17 protein-coding genes are annotated in these 23,051 nt (G+C 61.0%); 6 read left to right on the top strand and 11 right to left on the bottom strand.

Translation table 11 applies throughout. The features are described 5' to 3' along the window. Positions 1-85: 85 nt before the first annotated feature. Together E4L98_RS01605 and E4L98_RS01600 are read right to left on the bottom strand one after the other, a co-directional pair. On the bottom strand, positions 86-691 hold the full coding sequence (locus E4L98_RS01605; RefSeq protein ID WP_135199818.1) for a response regulator transcription factor: 606 nt from the start codon (positions 689-691) through the stop codon (positions 86-88). Further along, on the bottom strand, positions 681-2,303 hold the full coding sequence (locus E4L98_RS01600; RefSeq protein WP_135199815.1) for a sensor histidine kinase: 1,623 nt from the start codon (positions 2,301-2,303) through the stop codon (positions 681-683). Before E4L98_RS01600 ends, E4L98_RS01605 begins: the two co-directional genes overlap by 11 nt. A gap of 223 nt (positions 2,304-2,526) precedes the next feature. Between E4L98_RS01600 and E4L98_RS01595 the strand changes: the two genes are divergently transcribed. Next, entirely contained in the window at positions 2,527-3,528 is a 1,002-nt protein-coding gene (locus tag E4L98_RS01595; RefSeq protein WP_135199814.1) for a VirK/YbjX family protein, read from the top strand. A 42-nt stretch (positions 3,529-3,570) separates the two neighbouring features. Next, the gene (locus E4L98_RS01590; protein ID WP_135199813.1) at positions 3,571-3,804 is read left to right on the top strand and encodes a DUF6139 family protein; all 234 of its coding nucleotides are present in this window, start codon (positions 3,571-3,573) and stop codon (positions 3,802-3,804) included. Here the strand turns inward: E4L98_RS01590 and dnaE are convergent, their stop codons facing one another. After that, positions 3,805-7,350: a DNA polymerase III subunit alpha gene (dnaE, locus tag E4L98_RS01585; protein WP_135199812.1), complete on the bottom strand. Its 3,546-nt coding sequence runs from the start codon at positions 7,348-7,350 to the stop codon at positions 3,805-3,807. Positions 7,351-7,552: 202 nt separating this feature from the next. Further along, positions 7,553-7,915 (bottom strand): ParD-like family protein, encoded by a 363-nt coding sequence (locus E4L98_RS30485; protein WP_229257188.1) that lies wholly within the window; start codon positions 7,913-7,915, stop codon positions 7,553-7,555. Here E4L98_RS30485 and E4L98_RS01575 point away from each other — a divergent pair. Further along, entirely contained in the window at positions 7,914-8,795 is an 882-nt protein-coding gene (locus tag E4L98_RS01575) for a sulfurtransferase (protein WP_135199811.1), read from the top strand. The genes E4L98_RS30485 and E4L98_RS01575 overlap by 2 nt on opposite strands. A 6-nt stretch (positions 8,796-8,801) precedes the next feature. On the opposite strand, the gene E4L98_RS01570 is transcribed toward E4L98_RS01575, so the two are convergent. Further along, positions 8,802-9,005, bottom strand: coding sequence for a DUF6447 family protein (locus tag E4L98_RS01570; RefSeq protein ID WP_135199810.1), 204 nt, complete (start codon positions 9,003-9,005; stop codon positions 8,802-8,804). Between the two features lie 136 nt (positions 9,006-9,141). On the opposite strand from E4L98_RS01570, the gene E4L98_RS01565 reads away from it, so the two are divergent. Next, entirely contained in the window at positions 9,142-9,825 is a 684-nt protein-coding gene (locus tag E4L98_RS01565) for a transposase (protein ID WP_135199809.1), read from the top strand. A gap of 17 nt (positions 9,826-9,842) precedes the next feature. Here E4L98_RS01565 and E4L98_RS01560 read toward each other — a convergent pair whose 3' ends face one another. Continuing rightward, positions 9,843-10,928, bottom strand: coding sequence for an acyltransferase family protein (locus E4L98_RS01560; protein ID WP_135199808.1), 1,086 nt, complete (start codon positions 10,926-10,928; stop codon positions 9,843-9,845). Positions 10,929-11,056: 128 nt separating this feature from the next. On the opposite strand from E4L98_RS01560, the gene E4L98_RS01555 reads away from it, so the two are divergent. Further along, the gene (locus E4L98_RS01555; protein ID WP_135199807.1) at positions 11,057-12,154 is read left to right on the top strand and encodes an acyltransferase family protein; all 1,098 of its coding nucleotides are present in this window, start codon (positions 11,057-11,059) and stop codon (positions 12,152-12,154) included. Here E4L98_RS01555 and E4L98_RS01550 read toward each other — a convergent pair. The 5 genes from E4L98_RS01550 to E4L98_RS01530 form a co-directional block, all read right to left on the bottom strand. Next, positions 12,126-13,472, bottom strand: coding sequence for a TolC family outer membrane protein (locus E4L98_RS01550; protein WP_135199806.1), 1,347 nt, complete (start codon positions 13,470-13,472; stop codon positions 12,126-12,128). The genes E4L98_RS01555 and E4L98_RS01550 overlap by 29 nt on opposite strands. Positions 13,473-13,474: 2 nt before the next feature. After that, positions 13,475-14,836, bottom strand: coding sequence for an HlyD family type I secretion periplasmic adaptor subunit (locus E4L98_RS01545; RefSeq protein ID WP_135199805.1), 1,362 nt, complete (start codon positions 14,834-14,836; stop codon positions 13,475-13,477). Positions 14,837-14,838: 2 nt separating this feature from the next. Further along, positions 14,839-16,704: a type I secretion system permease/ATPase gene (locus E4L98_RS01540; RefSeq protein WP_135199804.1), complete on the bottom strand. Its 1,866-nt coding sequence runs from the start codon at positions 16,702-16,704 to the stop codon at positions 14,839-14,841. Positions 16,705-17,029: 325 nt separating this feature from the next. Beyond that, positions 17,030-20,215 carry a DUF4214 domain-containing protein gene (locus E4L98_RS01535; protein WP_135199803.1) on the bottom strand — a complete coding sequence of 1,062 codons (3,186 nt, stop codon included), beginning with the start codon at positions 20,213-20,215 and terminating at the stop codon, positions 17,030-17,032. Positions 20,216-20,609: 394 nt separating this feature from the next. Then, positions 20,610-21,992 (bottom strand): FecR family protein, encoded by a 1,383-nt coding sequence (locus E4L98_RS01530; protein ID WP_229257186.1) that lies wholly within the window; start codon positions 21,990-21,992, stop codon positions 20,610-20,612. A 262-nt stretch (positions 21,993-22,254) separates the two neighbouring features. Here E4L98_RS01530 and E4L98_RS01525 point away from each other — a divergent pair, with 262 nt between their 5' ends. After that, the gene (locus tag E4L98_RS01525) at positions 22,255-23,031 is read left to right on the top strand and encodes a CHASE2 domain-containing protein (protein WP_167761250.1); all 777 of its coding nucleotides are present in this window, start codon (positions 22,255-22,257) and stop codon (positions 23,029-23,031) included. Positions 23,032-23,051 lie beyond the last annotated feature (20 nt).

Below are 23,051 nucleotides of genomic sequence, written 5' to 3'. Positions count from 1 at the left end.
GTCAGTTCTGCCAATCGCACACGAGCCCAACCGTAGCGCAAGCTACGGTTGGGCTCGTGTGCGATTGGCAGAACTGACCCCGGATTTATTTGTCCAGCATGCTGATGCGCACCAGGTCGGCGACGTTGTCGACGCCCAGCTTGCTCATCAGCCGCGCCTTGTGCACTTCCACCGTGCGCACGCTGATGCCCAGCGCCGGCCCGATTTCGCGGTTGTGGCGGCCGATCACCACCAGTTCCATCACTTCGCGCTCGCGCGGCGTCAGCTCGCTCAGCAAGGCCGTGCTCTGGCTGCGCCGCTGCTGCTCGCTGCGCACGTTGCGCGCGCGCGCCAGCGCTTCGTCGATGGCGGCGATCAGCTTGCCGTCGTCGATCGGCTTTTCCAGGAAGTCGACGGCGTCGGCCTTGAACGCCGCGCGCGCGGTGCCGACGTCGCCATGCCCGCTCATGATGATCACCGGGATGGTGCAGCCGCGCCGTATCAGTTCCTGCTGCAGGCTCAGCCCGTCCATGCCCGACATGCGGATGTCGATCAGCAGACAGCCGCTCCACGCCGGCTGCCAGCCCTGCAGGAAGGCCTCGGCACTGGCAAACACCGCCGTGCGGTAGCCGCGTACCCCCAGCAGCAGGCCCAGCGCATCGCGCACCGAGGGGTCGTCGTCGACGATAAAGACGGTCAAATCATGCTGCAACATAGTTCTCCTGATCCTGTTCTTGCTCTGCCTGGCGCGCCAGCGGCAGCGCCATTCTGAATATGCCATGGCTGGCCACTTCGGCCCACAGCGAGCCGCCGTGCGCTTCCATGATGGCGCGGCTGAGCACCAGCCCCAGCCCCAGCCCGCTCGCCTTGGACGAGACGAAGGGCTCGAACAGCCGCCCCGCCAGTTCTTCCGACACGCCCTTGCCACTGTCTTCCACCGTCAGCTGCAGACAGCTGCCCTTGCCCAGCCGCTGGCTGTCCAGCCGCTGCGCCGATACCATGATGCGGCGCTGCCCCGCCGGCTGTTCCTGCACCGCGTCCAGCGCGTTGGCCAGCAGGTTGCGCAGCACCAGTTCGATCTGCAGGCGGTCGGCCAGCATGGCCAGCGGCGGCATCTCGGCCACCTCCAGCTCCACGCCGTGCTCGCGCAGCTGGGTGAAGAACTGCTGGCTGATGTTGGACACCAGCTGCTCGGCATCGACCGGCTCCAGCTTCATGGCGCCGGTGCGGAAAAAGTCGCGCAGCCGCCGCACCACGTCCGCCGCCCGGCTCGATTCGGCCATCATGCGCTGGATGGTGCTTTTCAGCATGTCGCCCTGCTCGCCGCGCTCGACCAGGTACTCGCACGCCTTGCCGTAGGCGCTGAGCGCGGTCAACGGCTGGTTCAGCTCGTGCGCCAGCGCGGCCGCCATCTCGCCCGCCGCCGCCAGCCGCAAGGACTGCTTGAGGTCGCGCGACATCTGGCGCAATTCATCCACCACGATGCCGATCGAAAAGCCGACCAGCGCCAGCATGGCGTCCAGCAGCTGCAGTTCCGGCACCTCGATGTTGACCGCGTTGTTCCACTTCACCAGGCCGCCGATGCCAAGCTGCAGCACAAACACCATCAGCGCCGTGCCGTACAGGCCCTGGCGCGACGCCGCCCAGATCACCGGCAGGAACAGGAAATAAAAATGCTTGAATTCCGAGGTCTCGATGGTGCCGAACACCAGGTACAGCACGCAGATCGCCAGCAGCAGGTAGCCCGCCGTCTCCGCGCGCCAGACAATCTCGCGCAGCCGCGCCCGCCCCTGGGCGCTGGCCAGCATCCAGATCAGCGGCATCGACACTAGCACCCCCACCATGTCGCCGATGCCGAAGCGCAGCACCACCGCCGCCCACTGCCCGGACGGGATCAGCCCCGTCAGCGACAGCAGCGACATGTACACCACGTCGTTCAGCAAGGTGCCGATGGCCACGATCAACACCCACTTGAACAGCCGATCGCGGCTGTCGAACACGCCGCTGCTGCCGAAATTGCGCTTGAGCACCACGCCGATCAGGCCGTAGCCGACCGTCAGCCAGGCCGACAGCAGCAAGGTCAGCCCCAGCCCGGCCGGCATGCCGCGCACCATGATTTCCCCCAGCACCAGCGCGATCCACCACGGCAGCGCCGCGCGCCAGCCGTACAGCAGCCAGCACACCAGGCCCAGCGCCGGATCCGGGTTCCAGGGCGTGATGTTCAGCCCGTATAGCGGATCGATGTAAGTGGCCCAGTCGAACAGCACGTACAGCCCGATAAACGGGAGCGTCAGCCGGCTGAGGGAAGTAGATGATGCGGTCATACGCGCGTTTTGTATCCTAATGTAGCATTATGCATTGCCGCGTTTCATCCTGCATTGCTTTTTGCAACTACGGGTAACCCTTAGCTTAGCACTATCTCCTCCTTACAACAGCAGCGTTAACAAGGCAAGAATTATTAGGGGAAATGCGTAGTTCTTTACCCCAATTTACATTGCGTTACATGAAACTTACCATCCAGACTCATATCTTCACAGTGAGTCGACGATGTCGCAGTCCATCACCATCCGTTCCGGCGTATCCGGCTTTGCCGGCATGCGGCGCGTGCGCGAGACCGTCAAGCTGTCCGCGCGCGCTTTTCTGAACCGCAACGCCACCTACGGCTGGCTCGAGCTGCTGAACTCGCATCCACTGTTCGTCGAGCTGGTCAAAGCCCGCCCGCGCCTGCTGTACAAGGTGTACCGCCCTTACCTGAGCAATACCATGACCTGCGCCCAGCGCGTGGACTTGCTGCGCACGCATTACCGCCACGTGTTCCGCCATGGCCTGGGGCCGCTGACGGTGCAGGCCGCGCGCGGCGCGGTGACGCTCGGCGCGGTGGCCGGCAAGAGCGGCGGCCTCTACCACCTGCAGCTGCGCGCGATCGAACCGATGGAGCGCGAGGGCGAACTGGTGCTGCAACTGCTGCACGGCGACGCGCTGGTCACCAGCTGCGCGTTTTCCTTCTTCCAGACTGAACACGGCATGGCGCTGGGCATCGGCTGCATGCAGGGACCGAAGGGCGAAGGCGGCCTGCAGCTGATCAAGGACGCCACCCGCGAGCTGCACGGCCTGCGGCCGAAAAACCTGATGGTCAAGCTGCTGGGCCAGATCGCCCACGATTACGGCTGCGTCACCTTGCGCCTGGTCGGCAACGCCAACCGCGCGGTGTGCGGCGCCACCCGCCAAGGCAAGGTGCACGCCGATTACGACGCGCTGTGGCAGGAGCTGGGCGCCACCCTGCGCGCCGACGGCGATTATGAGCTGGCCAGTGAGCCGATCTGCGCGCCGGACCTGGCGGCGGTGGCCTCGAAAAAACGTTCGGAGGTGCGCAAGCGCCACGAGACGCTGTGCGAACTGGCGCAGACCGTGGCCATCAACCTGCACGCGCCGCGCATCGAGGCGGTGCCGACGCCGTCCAGCCAACTCAGCCAACTCAGCCAACTCAGCCAATACCACCAGCCGCTGGCGCCGGGCGCGCGCGACGGTGATGAGTACGCACTAGCGTAAAAAAATCCGGTACCATGGGCTTTTCGTCAGAGGAGAGATACCATGCGTGTGGATATTTATTGCCGAGATGAAGCACAGGGCAAGCACAGCTACCTGGCTGTTCCTGAAGGCAAACCCATTCCCGAAGAAGCCACCAACACCGACTGGCACCCCGAAGCCCAGCACGTGGAGGTCGACGACGACCAGGACGACCTGTCCCGATACCATATCGAAACGCCCCTGGCCCAGATCGGCGCCAAGGGCTACGCCATCACCGGCGTGCGGCAACAGTTTTAATTAATACTCGATCGCCACATCCCTGGCGCCCAGCTGCTGCTGCAGCGCCAGCTGCAGTTCGTCCGACGGCGCCACGCGCCAGGCTTCGCCCAGCTGCACCACGCAGCTGACGCCCTGCGGCTGGATGCGCGCCGACACCGGCAGCCCGTCCGGCTGACGGAACGGCGCCAGCACTTCCGCCATCTTGCGCGCGTCGACCGTGGTCGGCAGCGCCATCGCCAGCTGCTTGCCGTGCTTGACGCGCGAGCTGATGATGTCGAACACCTTCTCGGCCGAAATCCGCAAGCCGCCATTGAAGCGGTCTTCCGACACCTTGCCGATCACCGCCAGGAATTCGTCTTCCTTGAACATGTGCTTGTTCTCCTCGAACACCTCGGCGTAGACGGTCACCTCCACCACCGCGCTCTTGTCGTCCAGCGTGACGATCAGCAGCTTGCCGCGCTGGGTCATCTGCGGGCGGATGCCGGTGATCACGCCGCACAGGATGCGCGGCTCGCGCGACGGCTCCAGCTCGGCCAGCTTGGTGCGGGCAAAGCGGCGCGCCTCGCCGGCAAACGAGTCGAACATGTGGCCGGACAGGTAGAAGCCCAGCGCGATCTTTTCCTCGGCCAGCTTCTGGCGGTCGGTGAACGGCGCCGCCTTGACGTAATCGGGCGGCGGTTCCAGATCGCTGTCGTCGCCGCCGAACAGGCTGACCTGGTTGGCCGACTTGGCCTGCTGGTCGGCGTATTCCATCGCGAAGCCGACCGAGGCCAGCAACACCGCGCGGTCGATGCCCAGGCAGTCGAACGCGCCGGCGCGGATCAGCGATTCGATGGTGCGGCGGTTGATCTGCTTCTTGTCGACGCGCTTGCAGAAATCGAACAGGCTGGTGAACGGACCGTCGGCATTGCGCGCGGCGATGATCGCCTCGATGGCGTTCTGGCCGGCGCCCTTGCACGCGCCCAGGCCGTAGCGGATCTGCGTGACCTTCTTGCCGGTGACCGAAGGCGGCGGGCCGTCCGGCACGAAACGGAAGTCGGACTTGTTGATGTCCGGCGGCAGAATGGTCAAACCGCAGACGTCGATCGCGTCCTCGACCAGGATTTTGACCTTCTCGGTGTCTTCCATCGCCAGCGACATGTTGGCCGCCATGAAGGCGGCCGGATGGTGCGCCTTCAGATACGCCGTGTGGTACGACAGCAGCGCGTACGCGGCCGCGTGCGACTTGTTGAAGCCGTAGCCGGCGAACTTTTCCATCAAGTCGAAGATCTCGTCGGCCTTCTCGGTCGACAGGCCATCCTTGGCGGCGCCGGCGCGGAAGATGGCGCGGTGCTCGGCCATCTCCTCGGCCTTCTTCTTGCCCATCGCGCGACGCAGCATGTCGGCGCCGCCCAGCGAATAGCCGCCGACGATCTGCGCCATCTGCATCACCTGCTCCTGATACACCATGATGCCGTAGGTCTCGGACAGGATAGCCTCGGTGCGCGGATCGGGGTAGTCGAACTTTTCGCCGTGCTTGCGCTTGCAGAAGTCCGGGATCAGGTCCATCGGACCCGGACGGTACAGCGCCACCAGCGCGATGATGTCCTCGAAGCGGTCGGGACGCGCATCCTTCAGCATGCCCTGCATGCCGCGCGATTCAAGCTGGAACACGGCGACGGTCTTGGCCTTGGTCAGCAGGTCGTACGACGGGCGGTCGGTCAGCGGCAGCTTGGCCAGGTCGAATTCGGATTCGGCCGGGTCCAGCGCCTTGATGTAGCGCACCGCGCGGTCGAGGATGGTCAGCGTGGTCAGGCCCAGGAAGTCGAACTTCACCAGGCCGACCGCCTCCACGTCGTCCTTGTCGTACTGCGACACCACGCCCGAATCGCCGGACTGGGTGTACAGCGGGCAGAAATCGGTCAGCTTGCCGGGCGCGATCAGCACGCCGCCGGCGTGCATGCCGATGTTACGCGTGATGCCTTCCACCTGCTGCGCCAGGTCGAGCAGCTGCGCCACTTCCTCCTCGTTCTGCTGGCGCTCCTTGAGCATCGGCTCTTCCTCGATCGCCTCGGCGATCGACACCGGCTTGCCCGGCTTGAACGGAATCAGCTTGGAGACGCCGTCGCAGAAGTTGTAGCCGAAGTCCATCACCCGGCCGACGTCGCGGATCGCGCCCTTGGCCGCCATGGTACCGAAGGTGGCGATCTGCGACACCGCGTCGCGGCCGTACAGATCCTTCACGTGCTGGATCACCAGTTCGCGCTTTTCCTGGCAAAAGTCGATGTCGAAGTCGGGCATCGAAACCCGTTCGGGGTTCAGGAAACGTTCGAACAGCAGGTTGTACTTGAGCGGGTCGAGGTCGGTGATCTTTAAAGCGTACGCCACCAGCGAGCCGGCGCCCGAGCCGCGGCCCGGACCGATCGGCACGCCATTGTTCTTGCCCCACTGGATAAACTCCGCCACGATCAGGAAGTAGCCGGGGAACTTCATCTTGATGATGGTGTTGTTCTCGAATTCCAGCCGGTCCTCGTAGCGCTTGCGGTTGGCCTCGCGCTTTTCCGGGTCGGGATACAGCTGCAGCAGACGTTCTTCCAGGCCCTTCTTGGTCTCGGCCACCAGGAACTCGTCGATGGTCATGCCTGGCGTCGGGAAATTCGGCAGCTGCGGCTTGCCCAAGGTCAGGGTCAGATTGCAGCGCTTGGCGATTTCCACCGAGTTCTGCAGCGCGGCCGGCAGGTCATGGAACAGCTCGCGCATCTCCTGCTGCGACAGGAAGCGCATCTGCTCGTTGAACTTGCGCACGCGTTTGGCATTGGCCAGCATCTCGCCCTCGGCGATACAGATGCGCGCCTCGTGGGCGATGAACTCGTCCTGCGACAGGAACTGCACCGGATGGGTGGCCACCACCGGCAGGCCCAGCTTGGCGGCCAGCGCCACCGACTGGCGCACCTGGGCTTCCTGGTTGGCCTGGCCGGCGCGCTGGATCTCGATGTAGAAATGGCCGGGGAAGATGCCGGCCCACTTCTGCGCCTGCTGCTCGGCCAGCGCCGGATTGCCGTTCTCGATCGCCATGCCGACGTCGCCGAAATGCGCGCCGGACAGCGCGATCAGGCCGTTGGCGGGATCGACGCCGGGCAGCAGCTCGTAGGTTTTCCGGGTCAGACCGGCCAGCCACTCGGTGCGGATCTCGGCGCGGCCCTTGTACTGGTTGGTCAGCCAGGCTTGCGACAGCAGCTCGCACAGCTGCAGATAGCCCATGCGGTTTTTCGCGAACAGCATCAGCCGCGACGGCTTGTCGCGGTTGTCGTCATTGGTGATCCAGCAATCGACGCCGACCACTGGCTTGATGCCCTTGCCGCGCGCCGCCTTGTAGAACTTGACCATGCCGAACATATTGGCCAGGTCGGTGACCGCCAGCGCGCCCTGCTTGTCCTTGACGGCCTGCTTGACCAGATCGTCGATGCGCACCAGGCCGTCGACGATGGAATATTCGGAGTGGACACGCAGATGGACAAAGGACGGGCCGGCCGGCGCCAGCGCCGCCGGCGAAGCAATCTCTTGTTGGTTTGCTACCATGTTCATATGCTGTTCCAGACTGATTCAATAACCCGCTATTTTACCGCGACGACCGCGGCACGATGATTCACCGCTTCAGGTCGCGGTAAAAATTTTCGTGCGGACCGACGGCGGATGACCTCGACCGCCGCGTCAACATCGGCCGCTGTGACATCCCGGAGTTTTTTGTATTGGCGGGCAAACCTGCGCGTCTGCCGGACTTCCCACATTATTTGCCCCGGCTGCCGCGCGGAACGAAAGCCCGGGCTTGGTCACGCGGTTCAGCCATCGATGCCAGCGATGCTGCAATAAACTCCACCGGCAAATCCGGATTGTCCAACGCGGCGCGCCCAACCCGCGCCCAGAACTCGATCTGGCCGGCGATGGTGCGATGCTCCGCTGCAGCGTCTATTCTGGCCTGATCGTACAACTGCCGATCGATACGAATCGATGTGCTTGGCATATTCACCTCCTTGCTACATTTGTGGTAGCCATCGTACCACCGTAGCTGGTCATTGAGCCGGCTTGCCTCAAATGCCAGCGTAAAAGCGCGTATAATGTCGCCTTTCCCTTTTTGATCCCTCACCATCATGCACGCTGATACTGCTTTACAAGCTGAAGCGCATGCTGGCGCTGCCGCACCGCACGTCAACATCGCCGCCTACAAATTCATCACCTTCGACAACACGGAAGAGATGCGTCCGCAATACCAGGACATCTGCCACCGTCTGGGTCTGAAAGGCACCGTCCTGCTGACGCCGGAAGGCATCAACATGTTCCTGTCCGGCCCGCGCGCCAACATCGACGAATACCTGGCTTGGGTGCGCAGCGACGCCCGCTTCGCCGACCTGGAAGTCAAGGAAAGCCTGTCGAACGAGCAATCGCACAAGCGCATGCTGGTCAAGATCAAGAGTGAAATCATCACCATGCGCATGCCGCTGATCAAGCCGGAAGACGGCCGCGCGCCCAACGTCGAAGCGCACACGCTCAAGCGCTGGCTCGACAACGGCGTCGACGACGAAGGCCGGCCGGTGGTGATGGTCGATACCCGCAACGATTTCGAAGTGGACGTCGGCACCTTCAACAACACGGTCGACTACCGCATCAAGAAGTTCACCGAATTCCCGGACGTGATCGCCGCGCACAAGGACGATTTCGCCGGCAAGACCGTGGTGACCTTCTGCACCGGCGGCATCCGCTGCGAAAAGGCCGCGATCCACATGCAGAACATCGGCTACGACCACGTCTACCAGCTCGAAGGCGGCATCCTCAAGTACTTCGAGGAAGTCGGCGGCGACCACTACACGGGCGACTGCTTCGTGTTCGACTACCGTACCGCGCTGAACCCGAAACTGGAACCGACCGAAACCGTGCAATGCTTCGCCTGCCGCGCCGTGGTCACGCCGCGCCAGCAGCTGGCGCCGGAATACGTGTACGGCGAGTCCTGCCCGCACTGCTACAACAAGCAATAAATCAGGTTACTGGCGTGCGCGCGGCACCAGTTGCTGCAGCGCCGCCTGATAGGCATTGCGCGCCGTCTGAAACACCGCCAGCTTGGCGTTCAGCTCGGCGATCTGCGTGTCGACAAACTGCAGGCTGTTGACCTGCTGCTGGGCTTCTTCGCTCAGCTCGCTCACCTTATAAGTGATGCCGTCCACCGTCACTTCCAACTCATCATCCATCTTTCCATCCTTAAATTCGGGGACAGACCACGATTTTGAAACAAACGCGGTCCGTCCCCCTGTCGTTTGATCTACTGCCATATGCGCGCGCTTCGCGTGGTCTACAGTCAGCTATCCGACTTGCAGAAGAACAGCCATGCCGCGCCGCGCCCGCCTAATCATGCCCGAGGTTCCTGTTCATATCATCCAACGGGGCAACAACCGTCAAGCCTGTTTTTATCAGGACCAGGACCGCAAACGCTATCTCGACTGGCTAACCGAATATGCCGGTGGCTGCGGCTGCGATATCCACGCCTACGTATTGATGAGCAACCACGTGCACCTGCTGCTCACGCCAGCGACCGCCCGCGCAGCCAGCGCCATGATGAAATCCCTGGCCCAGCGGTACACCCAGTATGTCAACCGCAAATACGAACGCAGCGGCTCCATGTGGGAGGGCCGCTTCCGCTCCTGCCTGATCCAGGACCGCACCTATCTGCTCAACTGCTATCGCTATATCGAGCTCAACCCGGTGCGCGCGCAAATGGCTACACATCCGGCATCCTACCCATGGTCCAGCCACCGCAATAACGCCTACGGTGTCCCCAGCGGACTGCTGCGCCCGCATCCGTTGTACCTGGCGCTGGGCAACGACACGCACAGGCGCCAGGTTGCCTATCAAACCCTGTTCCAGCACGAACTGGATGCCAACCTCATCGAGCGCTTCCGCCGCTCCACCAACGGCAACTACGCTTTGGGCGACAGCGATTTCGCGACCTGGGTTGAAGAAGAGCTGATGGAGCGCGCCAGCCCAGCCAAGGCCGGCAGACCAAAAATTTGAAAATCGTGGTCTGTCCCCTATTTTCGCATGCCGTAGCTGCCCCGCAGTCTGAGGAAGGGCTCTTCGATGGTGTGGTAGCTGAGCGTGGCCAGCGCCCACACCAGACCATACACCACGGCCAGGACCAGCATTGTGTCCAGCCCGCCGACGCCGGTCAAGCGCACCGGCCCGAACTGCTGCGCCAACGTCTGTACCACGCCCATATGCAGCAGATAAAATGAAAAGCTGACTTTGCCGCCGTGCGTCAGCACGCGCTCCAGCCAGTCCGGCAGCCGCCCCTGCCAGCTGACCCAGCTCAGGATCACGCCCGCCCACACCACGCTTTCCAGCAGCGACCAGACGATCCAGAACGCCGCGTTCGAGTCGGCATTGAACGGCGCCACCCGGGCCTGCAAGGCGCTGGCGCAGACCGCCAACGCCAACGCCGGCAGCAACAACCACCCCGCCCAGCGCTGCAACCAGTCCTGATGGCGCAGATACAGCATCGCCGCCAGCATGCCCATGACGAACTGGTCGAAGCGGCCGACAAAGGTGCTGAAGTACATGAGCACGCTATGTTTGCTCTCGTGGTACAGCATCAGCTTGAACGCCAGCATCAGCGCCAGCAGCTGCAGCAGGTAACGCATGCCGCGCTCCAGCGCGAAACGGCTCAGCCAGGGGAACACCAGGTAAAACATGAATTCCAGCGGAATGCACCAGGCGGCGCCGGTGATGAGGTTTTGCGACGTCGGCGAATTACCCAGGTTGGCCGTGAACAGGTACAACAGGTCCTGCGGCTGGAAGGTGTCGCGCCCCAGCGAAAACGCCAGCAGAAATACGGTCAGATACAGCGGCAGGATGCGCAGCATGCGGTTGCGCACGAAGCCGCGGTAATCGATCTGCTGCTGGAACTGCGCAATGCGCATGAACAGAAAACCGGACAGCGTGAAAAACAGCGCCACGCCGGTATGCCCCTCGCTGATCAGACCCGCCCATGGCGTGTCGAACACCACGCCGCCCAGGCCGCGCCATTTGATAGAAAAATGAAACAGGAAGACCAGCGTGGCGGCAAACCAACGCAACTGATCGATGCGCGGGCTGTAGGGCAGGTTGACGGACTTCATCGGCGGATTAATCCTCCATAGCGATACCAACGTCCAAGTTGCACACTATAATAGCGCGCAATAGTTCCATCCCGTACAAAGTCGTGGCCGCCGGGTATCGAGCGCGCAACGAGCACCCGTCGCTACGCATGAAAAAATTCATCTTCGCCAACCAGCTGCGCGGGATCGCCGCCCTGCTGGTCGTCATGACCCACTACTTCGGCACCTTCTTTGCCGAGCAGGACCTGCTGGCTGCGCGCACCTTCTCGCCCAATCTGCATCTGGTAAAGGCGCCGTGGGTACACATCTTCGAGCTGGAATATCAGGGGCCATTCGGCGTCGCGCTGTTCTTCCTGATCAGCGGCTTCGTGATCCCGTTCAGCCTGCGCAAGTCCAGCGTGGCCGGCTTCCTGGTCAACCGCGTGCTGCGCATCTTTCCGACCTATGCCTGTTGCCTGGGACTGGGCACCCTGGCGGTCTACCTGAGCTCGCGCTACTGGGGGCAGACCTTCACCTATGATGCCAAAGTGCTGGCCGCCAATGCGCTGCTGGTACACAACCTGCTCGGCTTCCCGTCCATGGATGCGGTCAACTGGACCCTGTCGATCGAGATCAAGTTTTATCTGGTGATGGCGCTGGGCGCGGCTGCACTGTTCCGGCCGTCGATCGGTTGGCTGCTCGGCTTCCTGGCCGTGGCGCTGGCGCTGACCTGGCATGGCGAACGTGGCGTCGCCATCGCCACCCCACTGCTGATGGAATTGAATTTCATCGTGTTCATGCTGGCCGGCTGCGTGTTCTATCAACATGCGACGCAGCTGATTTCCACGCGCGCGCTGATCATCCGCACGCTGTTGATCATGGCGACCTTCAGCTGCACCTGGAGTCTGGGACCCCAGAGAAGCATGTTCCCGGCGGTGACCGTCTGGTACTACTGCGCCTTTATCGTCTTCGCCATCTGCTATGCCCTGCGCGATCGTTTCCGACCGATGCGCGTACTGGACTTCCTGGCGGCGATCAGCTATCCGCTGTACTGCGTGCATGCGCTGTTCGGCTACTGCGCGTTGAAAATCCTGATCGACCAGGGCTGCCGCTACGGGGTGGCAATGCTGATCACCCTGCCCACCACCTTCGCCCTCGCCTACCTGGTGCACCGTACAATAGAAAACGGCAGCCACACGTTGGGCCGCCGTTGGGGGGATGCATTATCGCGGCGTCAGCTTAGCGGAAATATGCCGAGATCTGCTTGACGTCATCGACACTGGCGACGCCGGCTGCGGTGCGCATTTTCAGAATGGACAGCAGGTAGGTGTAACGCGCCTGCGCCAAATCACGCTGGCTGGTATATAGCTGCTGTCGTGCATTCAACAGATCGAGATTGATACGCACGCCGCCCTTGATGCTTTGCTGCGTAGCAGTCACCAGCAACTCCGCTGAGCTCACCGCCTTGTCCAACGCGCGAATACGCGCCACGCTACTCAGCATGGCGGCATGTTGCTTGCGCAGTTCGACCAGCACTTTGTCCGTACGCAGTTGCAGTTCGGCCTTGGCTTTTTCCAAGCCGGCCACCGACTGACGCGTGGTCGCCGATACTGCGCCACCGGAATATAATGGTACGGTCAACTGGATACCGATGGTGCGGTTGGTGGAATCCTGATTATATGTGTTCAGGCTTTCCGCGGTTGCTTTGCTATAGCTCGCAACGACATCCAGACGAGGCTTGTGCCCAGCCTGACTTTTGGCGACTTCCTGACGAGCAGATTCGATGGCGAACGTCTGCGCCTTAAGGTCTGGGTTATTTTCCAGCGCGATTTTGCGCCATTCATCGAAGCTGCCAACCGGTACCAGGCCAATATTAAATTCCGGCATGAGTTGGTCCAGCGAAGTCACTTCTTGGCCAACGATCGCGGATAGTGTCGCTATCTGATACTGTTGGTTGTCCAATGCCTCGATCAGCTGTGCTTCCGCCAGATCCAATCGTGACTGCGTTTCAAGCATGTCAGTTTTGGTGCCCTCGCCTTTTTCAAACAGACGGTCATTAACCGCTTTCTGCTCCGCGTACATATCGCGCTGAGCAGTGTTAATCCGCACCTGTTCATTCGCAAACAATGCATCGATATAGGCACCAACCACGCGACCAATTAGTTCCTGCGCCCGGCCTTCAAAGTTCTGTTCGCTATAAGCAGTCTGCGCCTTCCCCTGCTTGTAGCGTGCCCAGCCATCAGGATTGTAAATAGGCTGGCGTAAATTGACGCTCGTAGATCGGCTGAGATATTCCGGATGCGATGGAAACTTTCCTTGCGCGCCGTAGTCAGTCACCAAGTCTGCGTTGTTACGGCTGAGCGAATAGTTTGCCTGCACGCTAGGCAGGAGGTTAGATCTACCCAAGATTTTGTATTCCTTGCCTGCCTCGGCATCCTGCACCGCTTGCTGGAAGGTAGCATCATTGTCCAGCGCCGCTTGATAAGCCTGCATTAGCGACATCGCCTGCGCGCTGCCGAACTGCAGCAGTGCGCCAGCGAGTGTCGTCGCCAGCGCCAGACGGCGCGGCTTGAAATTGCGTGTCATGCTCAGTCCTCCACCATCGCCGACTTGGCGCGGTCGAATACAGGTTTCAGCAGGTAGCTTGCCATGGTGCGCTCGCCCGTCTTGACGAACATCTCCACCGGCATGCCGGACCGGATATCCAGCTGCTTGGCGGCGATCAGCTTCTGACCTTCCTTGGTCACCCGCGCGCGCACCTTGTAGTAAGGTTGACCGGTGCGTTCTTCCACCGTGCGGTCAGCAGACACCTGGATCACCTCGCCAGGGATGTGCGGCGTGCGATTGGTGTTAAAGGCAGAGAACATCAATTCCACTTCCAGGCCGTTGTGCACGCGGTCGATCAGATTGACCGGCAGTTGGCCTTCCACCACCAACGCGTCGTCCGCCGGCACCAGATCCATCATGTGGAAACCGGGTGCGACCACGCCGCCTTTGGTGAACACCGCCAGATTGACAACCGTGCCATCAACCGGCGCTTTGAGTTCGGTGTTACCGACTTCGAAATCAAGTCCGCTCAGACGCGCCTCCAGCGCTGCGGCCTCGCGCTGGGTATCGGCAAGCGTTCCGCGCACTTCTTTCTGAAACTCCTGCATACGCTGTTGACGGCGCATTGTGGCTTCGCCAATTTGCCGTTGAAGACGCCCAATATTGCCGGTATCTTCGGAGATCTCACCGTTCAGCTGCACAAAGCTGCGTTCAACATCCAACATGCGATTGCGCGCGATATAGCCATCCTTGGCCAGATCACGCATGTTATCCAGCTGCTCCTTGATGATGCCCACTTGTTGCATTTTGGCTGCACGCGCGTCTTGCGTGCCCTTCAACTGGGACTTCAAGCCGGCTATGTTCTCGTCATACGCATTCAATTCGCTGTCCAGCGAAAGGTGACGCGAGGTGAAGAGCTGATTCTGCAATGCCATCGCCGCCGCAGCGCGCGGGTCATTCTGATCATCCAGCAGCACTTTGGGGAAAGTGATCTTGCTCTGTCCATCGCGCTCCGCGAGCAAGCGAGCTTCATTGGCGCGCGAAGTGATGAACTGGGCACGCGAGGTTTCCGCCTGCGATTTGGCTTCGACACTATTCAGGCGCACCAGCACTTGGCCGGCCTTGACCACGTCGCCATCTTTCACCAGGATCTCCTGCACGATACCACCGGTCTGGTGCTGGATGGTCTTGCGGCTACTTTCCTTGGTCACAGTGCCCTGCATCGGCACGCCCTTATCCAACGGTGCCAGCGAAGCCCACAGGATGAAGCCGAATACACCGAAGATCACAATCAACCAGCCGACACGCGCATAAGCGCCCGCATCGGTGTTGACGGTGACTGGCGTGACGTCATGAGTCACCACATCGGTCGCCTGATTTTTCGGATTGGTTAAATTTGCCATAGTTACTCCTGATCCTCGGCACGCTCTTTAGCAGTCGCAGCCTCGGCAGCCGCTGCCGCCTGCATCTGCGCCTGTACTTGCGCCTGTGCACGGGCTTCGGCCTGGGCGCGTGCATCGGCTTGTGCCTGGGCCTGGGCCTGTTGCTGCGCCAACGCATTTTTTTGATTTTGCTGGGCCTGTTGATTTTGCTGATTCAACGCGTTCAGCACCTCTTGGGTCGGGCCGAACATATTGACCATACCGTCACGCAGCAACAACAGCTTGGTGGTGACGCTGATGGCCGAGGTCCTGTGCGTAATCAACACAATGGTCTTGCCACGCTGACGCAGATCCGCCACCGCACGTACCAGCGCGGCCTCGCCAATATCATCCAAATTGGAGTTCGGTTCATCCAGCACGATCAGCGACGGATCGCCATACATTGCTCGGGCCAGACCGATACGCTGCTTCTGGCCGCCGGACAGGCCGGCACCGCCGTCACCGAGCGGAGTATCGTACCCTTTAGGCAAATGAAGAATCATGTCGTGCACGCCAGCGCGTTTAGCGGCTTCAACGACCTTTTCGGCATCGATGTCACCGAACCGCGCAATGTTTTCGCTCACGGTACCGCCGAACAGTTCGATTTCCTGCGGCAGATAGCCAATGAACGGACCCAACTGAGCCTTGTTCCACTGATAGATGTCCGCGCCGTCCAGGCGGACCTTGCCGCCGAAGGCTGGCCACACGCCGACCATGAGCCGTGCCAGCGTCGACTTGCCACAACCGCTAGGGCCAATCACGCCCAGCACATCGCCGGGAGCGATGGCAAAGGCCACATTTCGCAGCACGGGCGTGGTCACGCCGGGTGGCGCGGCGGTTACGCTTTCAATCGACAGCGCACCGGTGGGCCTCGGCAGTTGCATGCCGGCTGGACGCTCCGGGTTGTTTTCCAGCAGCGTGGTCAGGCGCTCGTAAGCGCTGCGGGTGCCGGCAAACGACTTCCAGACCGCGATGATCTGTTGCACAGGTTGCAAAGTGCGGCCCATTAGAATCGAAGCCGCAATCATCATGCCCGAAGTGATCTTGCCTTCAATCACCAACAACGCGCCGACACCCAGCACCAGCGATTGCAGCGAGATCTGGACGAATTTGGTGATCGAATTGATCCAGCCGGCCTTTTCGCTGGCCTCAGCCTGCAGATGCAGGAATAAGCCGTGGGTCTTGTACCAGCGGTTCATCAGGCTGGGCAGCATGCCCATGGATTCGATGACTTCCGCATTGCGCAGATTGTTAGTGGCCTGCGTGCCGGAAGAGATGGCCATGGCATTGGCTTCGGCCAGCGGCTTGTGGGTAGTACGCTCGTTGACTACGGCCAAAATGACCAGCACGACTGTACCACCCAGAGCGAAGAAGCCCAAGGTGGGCTCGAAGAAGAAAATGACGATCAGATAGACCGGAAACCACGGCGCATCGAAGAAAGCGAACAACGCACTACCAGTCAAGAACTGGCGCACGTTGGTCAGATCATGCAGCGACTGGCCGGCATTGCCGGCGCCGACACGCTTCAGATTCTGCTCGAACGCCGCAGTGTACACACGCTTGTTCAACTGCATATCAAAACGGGCGCCCACGCGCACCAGAACGAAGCTACGGATCAGCTCCAAACCCGACATCAGGATGTATGCGCCCAACATCAGCACCGTCAGCATAAGCAGCGTCAATTCACTGCGACTGGCCAGGACGCGATCATATACCTGCAGCATGTACAGCGACGGAACCAGCATCAACAGATTGGTGATAGCGCTAAATGCGCCTATGGTCCAGAAGGTTTTTTTAAACGAGATCAGGATCTGCGCGATCTCGCTTTTTGGTTGTAGGAGCTTTTTCATTAGAGCATCACTCTGGATAGCAAGGGCTGCATTATCACTCAAAAATCGTAGAAAATGTGATCTGCATCACATTTGTTACAACTTAAAAGAAGAGACGACGCAGAAAGAAATGAGGGGCACAACGACACGCATATCGATACGGATGCCGACATTATCGCGCAAGCAGAGCAAAAAATGTGACGATCATCACATTTTTAGCGAAATAGAGACACATAGGGGAAAATAAAAAAGACCGGGGGTAACCCGGTCCTTAGCGCGAAGCATGCAAGCACGCTTCGCGGATCTGTCGACAGTGCCCTGCGAACAGGACACTGTGGCCTATCAATTAGGCGAACAGGATGGTGCCAGCGTCAGCGGTCGTCGAGCCCGAAGCCTTGACCAGGGCGCTTGCACCCGAAACGCCAACCAGCTCAACCAGAACGTCAGCAGCGCCATTCTGCACGAACACATAGGTGTCCGAACCGAATTGGAAGGCAATTGCGTCGCCATTGGTCCCAGCAACAGCAGCAGCTTCGGTCAGCCATTCGGCCAGGGTGTCAACAGCCGATGCGCCGGTGCCGCCCAGGGTCAGGATGCCGTCGGTCACGTCGTAGGTCACGCCTACAGCTTGGCCAGTGCCGGTTGCGTCAGCATGGGCAGCCACAGTCACTGCGGTACCGTTACCGGCACCAGCGTCGTCGGTCAGCACGTTCAGCTTCAGCAGGTTCAGGTTGGCATTGCCAGCAGCGGTGCTCTGGAAGTGAGCGTTGTCGCTGAAGTCCACGCCGGTGGTGATCGCCGTAGCAACGGTCTTGAAGCCGTTGACCACGTCGAACGCAGCGGTACCCGAATCAGTCGACACACCGGTGGTAGCGTCGGTGGTGCTGTTCAGAACGATAACATCGTGACCGATACCGGTGTTGATCGTGTCAGCACCCTGACCGCCGGTCAGGATGTCGTTACCTTTGCCGCCAGTGATGGTGTCCTTAGCGTTACCGCCGGTCAGAACGTCATCGCCTTCGCCACCAATGATGGTCACGGTAGCCGAAGCGGTGTTATTCGCCGAGGTGAAGGTCACACCCAGGTTAGCCGAGGTGTCGGTCGAATCATCAGCCGTCACGCCCGAAGCGTCGAAGGTGGTGATCTTGACGTTGCCGGTATTGGTGATGCTCAGACCGTCGTGGCCGGTAACGACAACTTTGGTTGCGTCAACAGCAGCCAGAACCACGGAATCAACAGCAGCAGCCTTGCTGGTCGACGTGCCAGCATCAACGGTGGTGATGTTGACGGTTTCGATACCAGCCAGGGTTACTTTACCGAAGGCCACACCAGCGCCGGTCGAATTGCTCAGCTTGACGTTGAACGTATCGTTCGCGGTCAGAGTTGCATTGGTAACGTTGGCAGCGACTTCGGAGGTGGTAGCATTGCCAGCTGCAGCGTCCAGAGTCAGGGTGCCACCGGAAGCGAAGCCGTTGATGGTCAGGGTCGAGGCAGCCAGAACACCGCGGGTCACTACACTGTTCACACCATTGATACCTGCCAGGTTGATGGCAGCAACACCAGCGCCGGTAGCGATGTCCAGCACTTCAAAGCCCTTGAACGAGCTGTTGAAGGTGGCGTCAGCCGAAGCGGTAACAGCCTGAGCGGCAGACATAACGATGGTGTCGTTGCCGGCACCTGCGTCAACCGAACCACCGGTGCTAGCAGCACCCGAGTATTTAACCACATCGTCGCCAGCGCCGGTGGCGATAGCAGCGGTGAAGGCATTCGACAGAGTGATGGTGTCAGCACCCGCACCACCGGTGAACTTGGTAGCGGCGCCCAGAGCGTTGCTCAGGGTCACGCCAGCAGAATTGGTGACAACCACTTCAGCCAAGGCCGACATGGTCTGACCCAGGGTCACAGCCTTGTCGCCAGCAATGTTCAGCTTGGTTACGCCGTTGGCGGTCAGGGTAGCAACGCTGCTGGACGCGGTCGAACCGGTGATGTTCAGGGTGGTGTAGTCGCTGTCCAGGGTGATGCCGCCGGCGGTGCTCAGACCTTTCAGGTTCAGCGCCAGGGTGTTCACGGTTGGGGTGGTCAGCGCACCAGCGGTCACGCTCAGCGTGCCAGCGCCTTTGCCCGACAGGGTCAGGCTGTTCAGAGCGCCAGAATTCACGCTCGAACCGGCACCGTAGCTGTCGATCGACACCGAAGTGATGGTGCTAGCAGCAGTTGCCGAAGCGGCATTCTTATCAGCGACGGTCACTACGCCGTTGACGATAGCAGCCGACGAGGTAGTGCGAGCAGCGGCAGCGGTTTCCGAAACCGACACGGTGGTGGTGTTGGCATCGCCGGTTACGATGATGGTGCCCACGGTCAGGGTGTCACCTGCGTCATCCGAGCTGGTCGAAACAGCGTTCGAAGTCACCGAAATCGACTTACCACCGGTAACGGTGATAGCAGCGCCGGTCAGCGCGGTACCAGCACCAGCAACGTCAGCCACGGTGGTGGTATTGGTTACGGTTACAGCGCCAGCAGCAGCAGCGGCAGCACCAACCACAATCGAACCGCCTACGGCAGCAGCAGCCGAGGTGACGGTCACATCCGAGCCACCATTCACGCTCACGGTACCGCCAGCCAGCGAGCCGTTGGTTACATTGACAGCGGTGGTTGCGGCGCCAGTTGCCGTAACAGAACCAGGAGCGGTTACGTTCAGCGCGGTCAGGCCGGCCCAGGTGGTGCTATTGATGGTGGTGCCGGTGGTGCCGCTTACCAGGTTAGCGGTTTCCACGTTCTTAACGCTCACGCTCAGCGGAACCGAGATGGCGCCGGTCTGGGTGATGTTCAGGGTATCGTTACCCAGGCCGCCGTCGATGGTGTCGCCCACGGTGAAGGTAGCAACTGCGCCCGAGGCTTCGATCGCGTTGATCACGTCGTTGCCTGCCGAACCGGTGATGGTGTCGGTGCCGGTGGTCAGCGTGAAGGTTTTCGGTGGATTGTTGGCCACGTCGTGCGCGGTGGTAGCAGCGGTAGCTACAGCTTGCAGGGCGGCGTCGGTGGTGTTGGCGGTGAAGCTAGCATCGGTGGTGATGGTAGCCAGCCATGCTTTGGCAACGGCGTTAGCAGCGGAGCCATCGTAGCCACGGATGTCATCCGAGGTGTCCAGCGAAGCGGTGAACAGGGCAGCGGCGGCAACTTTGTTGTCGATCGCTACTTTGTCGTCGTTCTGTGCGCCGTTGGCGATGGTCAGCACGATCGAAGCGAAGGTTTCGCTCTTGTCTTGCAGTTTGCCAGCCCAGAACAGCAGACCTTCTGGTTCAGCGTGACGGCCGAACAGGTTCATGTAGATCGAGTCAACCAGATCGATCGGCGATTTGCCGCCGTAGGTGTCGGTGTATTCTTGGGAAGCCGAGAAGCCAGCAGCGATCTGAGCAACAGATGCGCCGGTTTTCAGCCAAGCCTGCAAGCCCAGCGGATCTGCTGGACGATTGAAGTACGCAACGTACAGAGTCTGAATATCAGTCGCGGTAGCGGCGGTAGTGGTAGCCATTGAGATGAACTCCTAAAGATTAATGAATTTCTGCTTTGCAGCAATCAGCTTGCAGTACTACGGCAGCCATAATGGCAGAAGGTTGCACGGATTTTTGTGACGACCGTCACACGACAACGTAAAAACCCTCTTTTTCTATAAGTTTTTCCTTATAAAAAGCCCGATGGGCATTATCGGAGAACCTTATGGGGAAATCAATAGTACCAAGCGCCTAAGATTTAGGCAGCGGCAGAGACGCCGCCCCAAGTGTGGTAAAAAGCACCAAATTGAATTGCCTGCATCTGCATTCAATGCGCCAAATATATTCAAAAAAAGAATATGGTGGCGCGCAATTTGAGTTGCACAAAAAAATGCCGCGCAAGGCGGCATTTTTATAAGATACGCGGAGATCGGCTTACTTGGTCCAGTATGTGACGCCATTGGCGACGCGCTGGGCATCCAGGCGCGACGAGAATATATATGCCGCATTATTGTTCGGGCCGAGCGAACCGTTGACATTCATCGTGGCGCCATTAGTGAACTGCGGCATTCCACTCAAATCGCCTTTATCGCCGACAGCGCCATTACCTTTCAATTTGAATGTTTGGCCTTCGGTCAACAGATCGAAGCCAGTCGTAAAAGTACGCTTGTCGAAATCTACGTTTAGCTGGCCATTTTGCAACGAGGCCGAGGTCGCTTTTTGCGTCGCGCTATTCATCACAAACGCGTCACTATCGCGCAGGACAAACCCCACTGAACCCTGCTGCGGCACCTCCCAATCGTCCCCCTTGGTGCGGATGATGGTGTAATAATTACTATATGCAACACGTTTACCGCCGGCAGCCAGCAAAGGGGCTGCATCAATAGTTGCAGCCTGCTCGGCTACTACAGCCCAACGTCCCCAGACAAGCTGACTCGGATTAGCAACCGGCGTTACTGGCGGCGTCGTGGTTTCCGGCGGCGTCGGATTGCTGGTAACTTCGGTCGGCGGCGTAATCACCGGCGGCGTCAGTTCATTCTTCTGATTGTTGTTACGAACCTGGATCTGCAACAACGCGGCCTTTTGCGCGTCCAGTGTCGGTTCGACCAGGGCCTGGCCGCCGCCAGTGCTCTTGCCGGACGGTTCGTCACTGCGCGGCGGCGCCACCGTATCCGGCGAGGCATTGGTGGCGTTCAGCAATTGCGGCGTCGCTTCGCCACGCTTCACGCGCAGCATCTGGCCGGCTTGGCCGGCGGCCAATTCGCGGCTGGCATTGTGTTCGCACGGGCCGCCGCCGGTTGGCAGGCAGGCGCCGCCGAAGCCGCTGACCACGATCGCGCCCGACAGCACGGTCACGTTCGAGGTTTCCTGGTCGGTGAACACGGTAAAGTCGGTGCCGCGCACGCCGATGGCGGCGACCGGCGTATTGAAACGGAAATTCTGGCGCGCCTGCTTGACGGCGGTGCCCGACACGCTGCGCGCCACGCCGGACAGCAGTTCCAGCTTGACGTGGGTGTTCGACGGCACCTTGCGGTCGACATGGTAGGTGACGATGCGCGCGCGGCTGGCCGGGCGCAGGATCAGCAGGCCGTCGTCGGCGGTTTTCAGGTAAACATAACCATCCTTGCCGGTGCTCAGTTCCTGGCCTTCCTGGATGGCGTCGTTGAGCGCGACTTTCTTGCTGTCCGCCTGCACGTCGCCGGTGACGAACACGATGCGGCCGGCCTCCCCCGCATGGGCCAGCGCGGCGCCGCCCAGCAGGGCAACGCCTGCCGCAAAGCGGCGCAGCATGGTATTCGGCACAATTTGAGACCACATAGTTACATCACTCCTTTAGGCGCATTGTGCGGCGGCGGTGAAAAAAATCCTGTGACGAGCGTCACATCTTCCCTCAGACGCATTACTCTAAGCTACACTGTAGCGTGTGCGCACACTGACAGCCACCGCTGTTACCCTTTTTCACCCTTTGTTACAGTTTTCACAGCCGTATGCGGTCCGCCGCAACACGTTATACTTGCCGGCTAACAATATAACAACATTCGACCGTAATGGCCTCAGTTCCCCGATGAAGTTGCTTTTTTTGCCACACGCACTGTCGCCGGCCGCCTTGCGCGGCCTGATCGCGCTGGCGGCGCTGCTGCTGGCGGTAGGCGGGCAATGGCCGCAGAGCGGGCTGGCCTGGACCAGCGCCGACGAGTGGCTGCGCGACATGCTGGTGCGCCGGCAGGCCTCGGCGCAGCCCGAGCAGCGGCTGGCGGTGATCGATATCGACGAGACCAGCCTGCGCGCGGCCGGCGCCTGGCCGTGGCCGCGCGAGCGCCTGGCCACGCTGGTGGAGCAACTGATCGGCAATTACGGCGCGCGCGCGGTGGCGCTGGACCTGGTGCTGCCGGAGCCGGCCGACACGGGCGGCGACACCCGGCTGGCGATGCTGGCCCGGCACGGCCCGGTGATCCTGCCGCAAGCCTTCGATTACAACGGCAATGTGCCTTTGCGCGTGGGCAAGCTGACGGGCGGCGTGCCGGCCCCGCGCGCGGACGGCGCGGTGGCGGCCAGCGGTTACATCGCCAACCATGCCGGTCTGGCCGACGCCGCGCACATCGGCAACATCGGCTTCATTCCCGACCCCGATGGCGTGATCCGCCGCCTGCCGATGCAGACCTGGTTCGCCGGCCGCCGCTACCCGACCCTGTCGCTGGCCATGCTCGACTGCTGCAGCGGCACGCGCGCCGCCGCGGCCGGCCCCAACGGCGGCATGCAGCTCGGCGACGGCCTGCGCCGCCTGCCCTATCGCCTGCAATGGGAAGCCTACACGGTGATCCCGGCCAGCAGGGCAAGCAGGTATTTCTTCACGTAACTCCTTCTTCCGGCGCGCGC

This window comes from Duganella callida, from assembly GCF_004614165.1.
GTDB classification, from domain to species: domain Bacteria; phylum Pseudomonadota; class Gammaproteobacteria; order Burkholderiales; family Burkholderiaceae_D; genus Rugamonas; species Rugamonas callida.
This window is presented reverse-complemented; position numbering and strand designations above follow the sequence as displayed.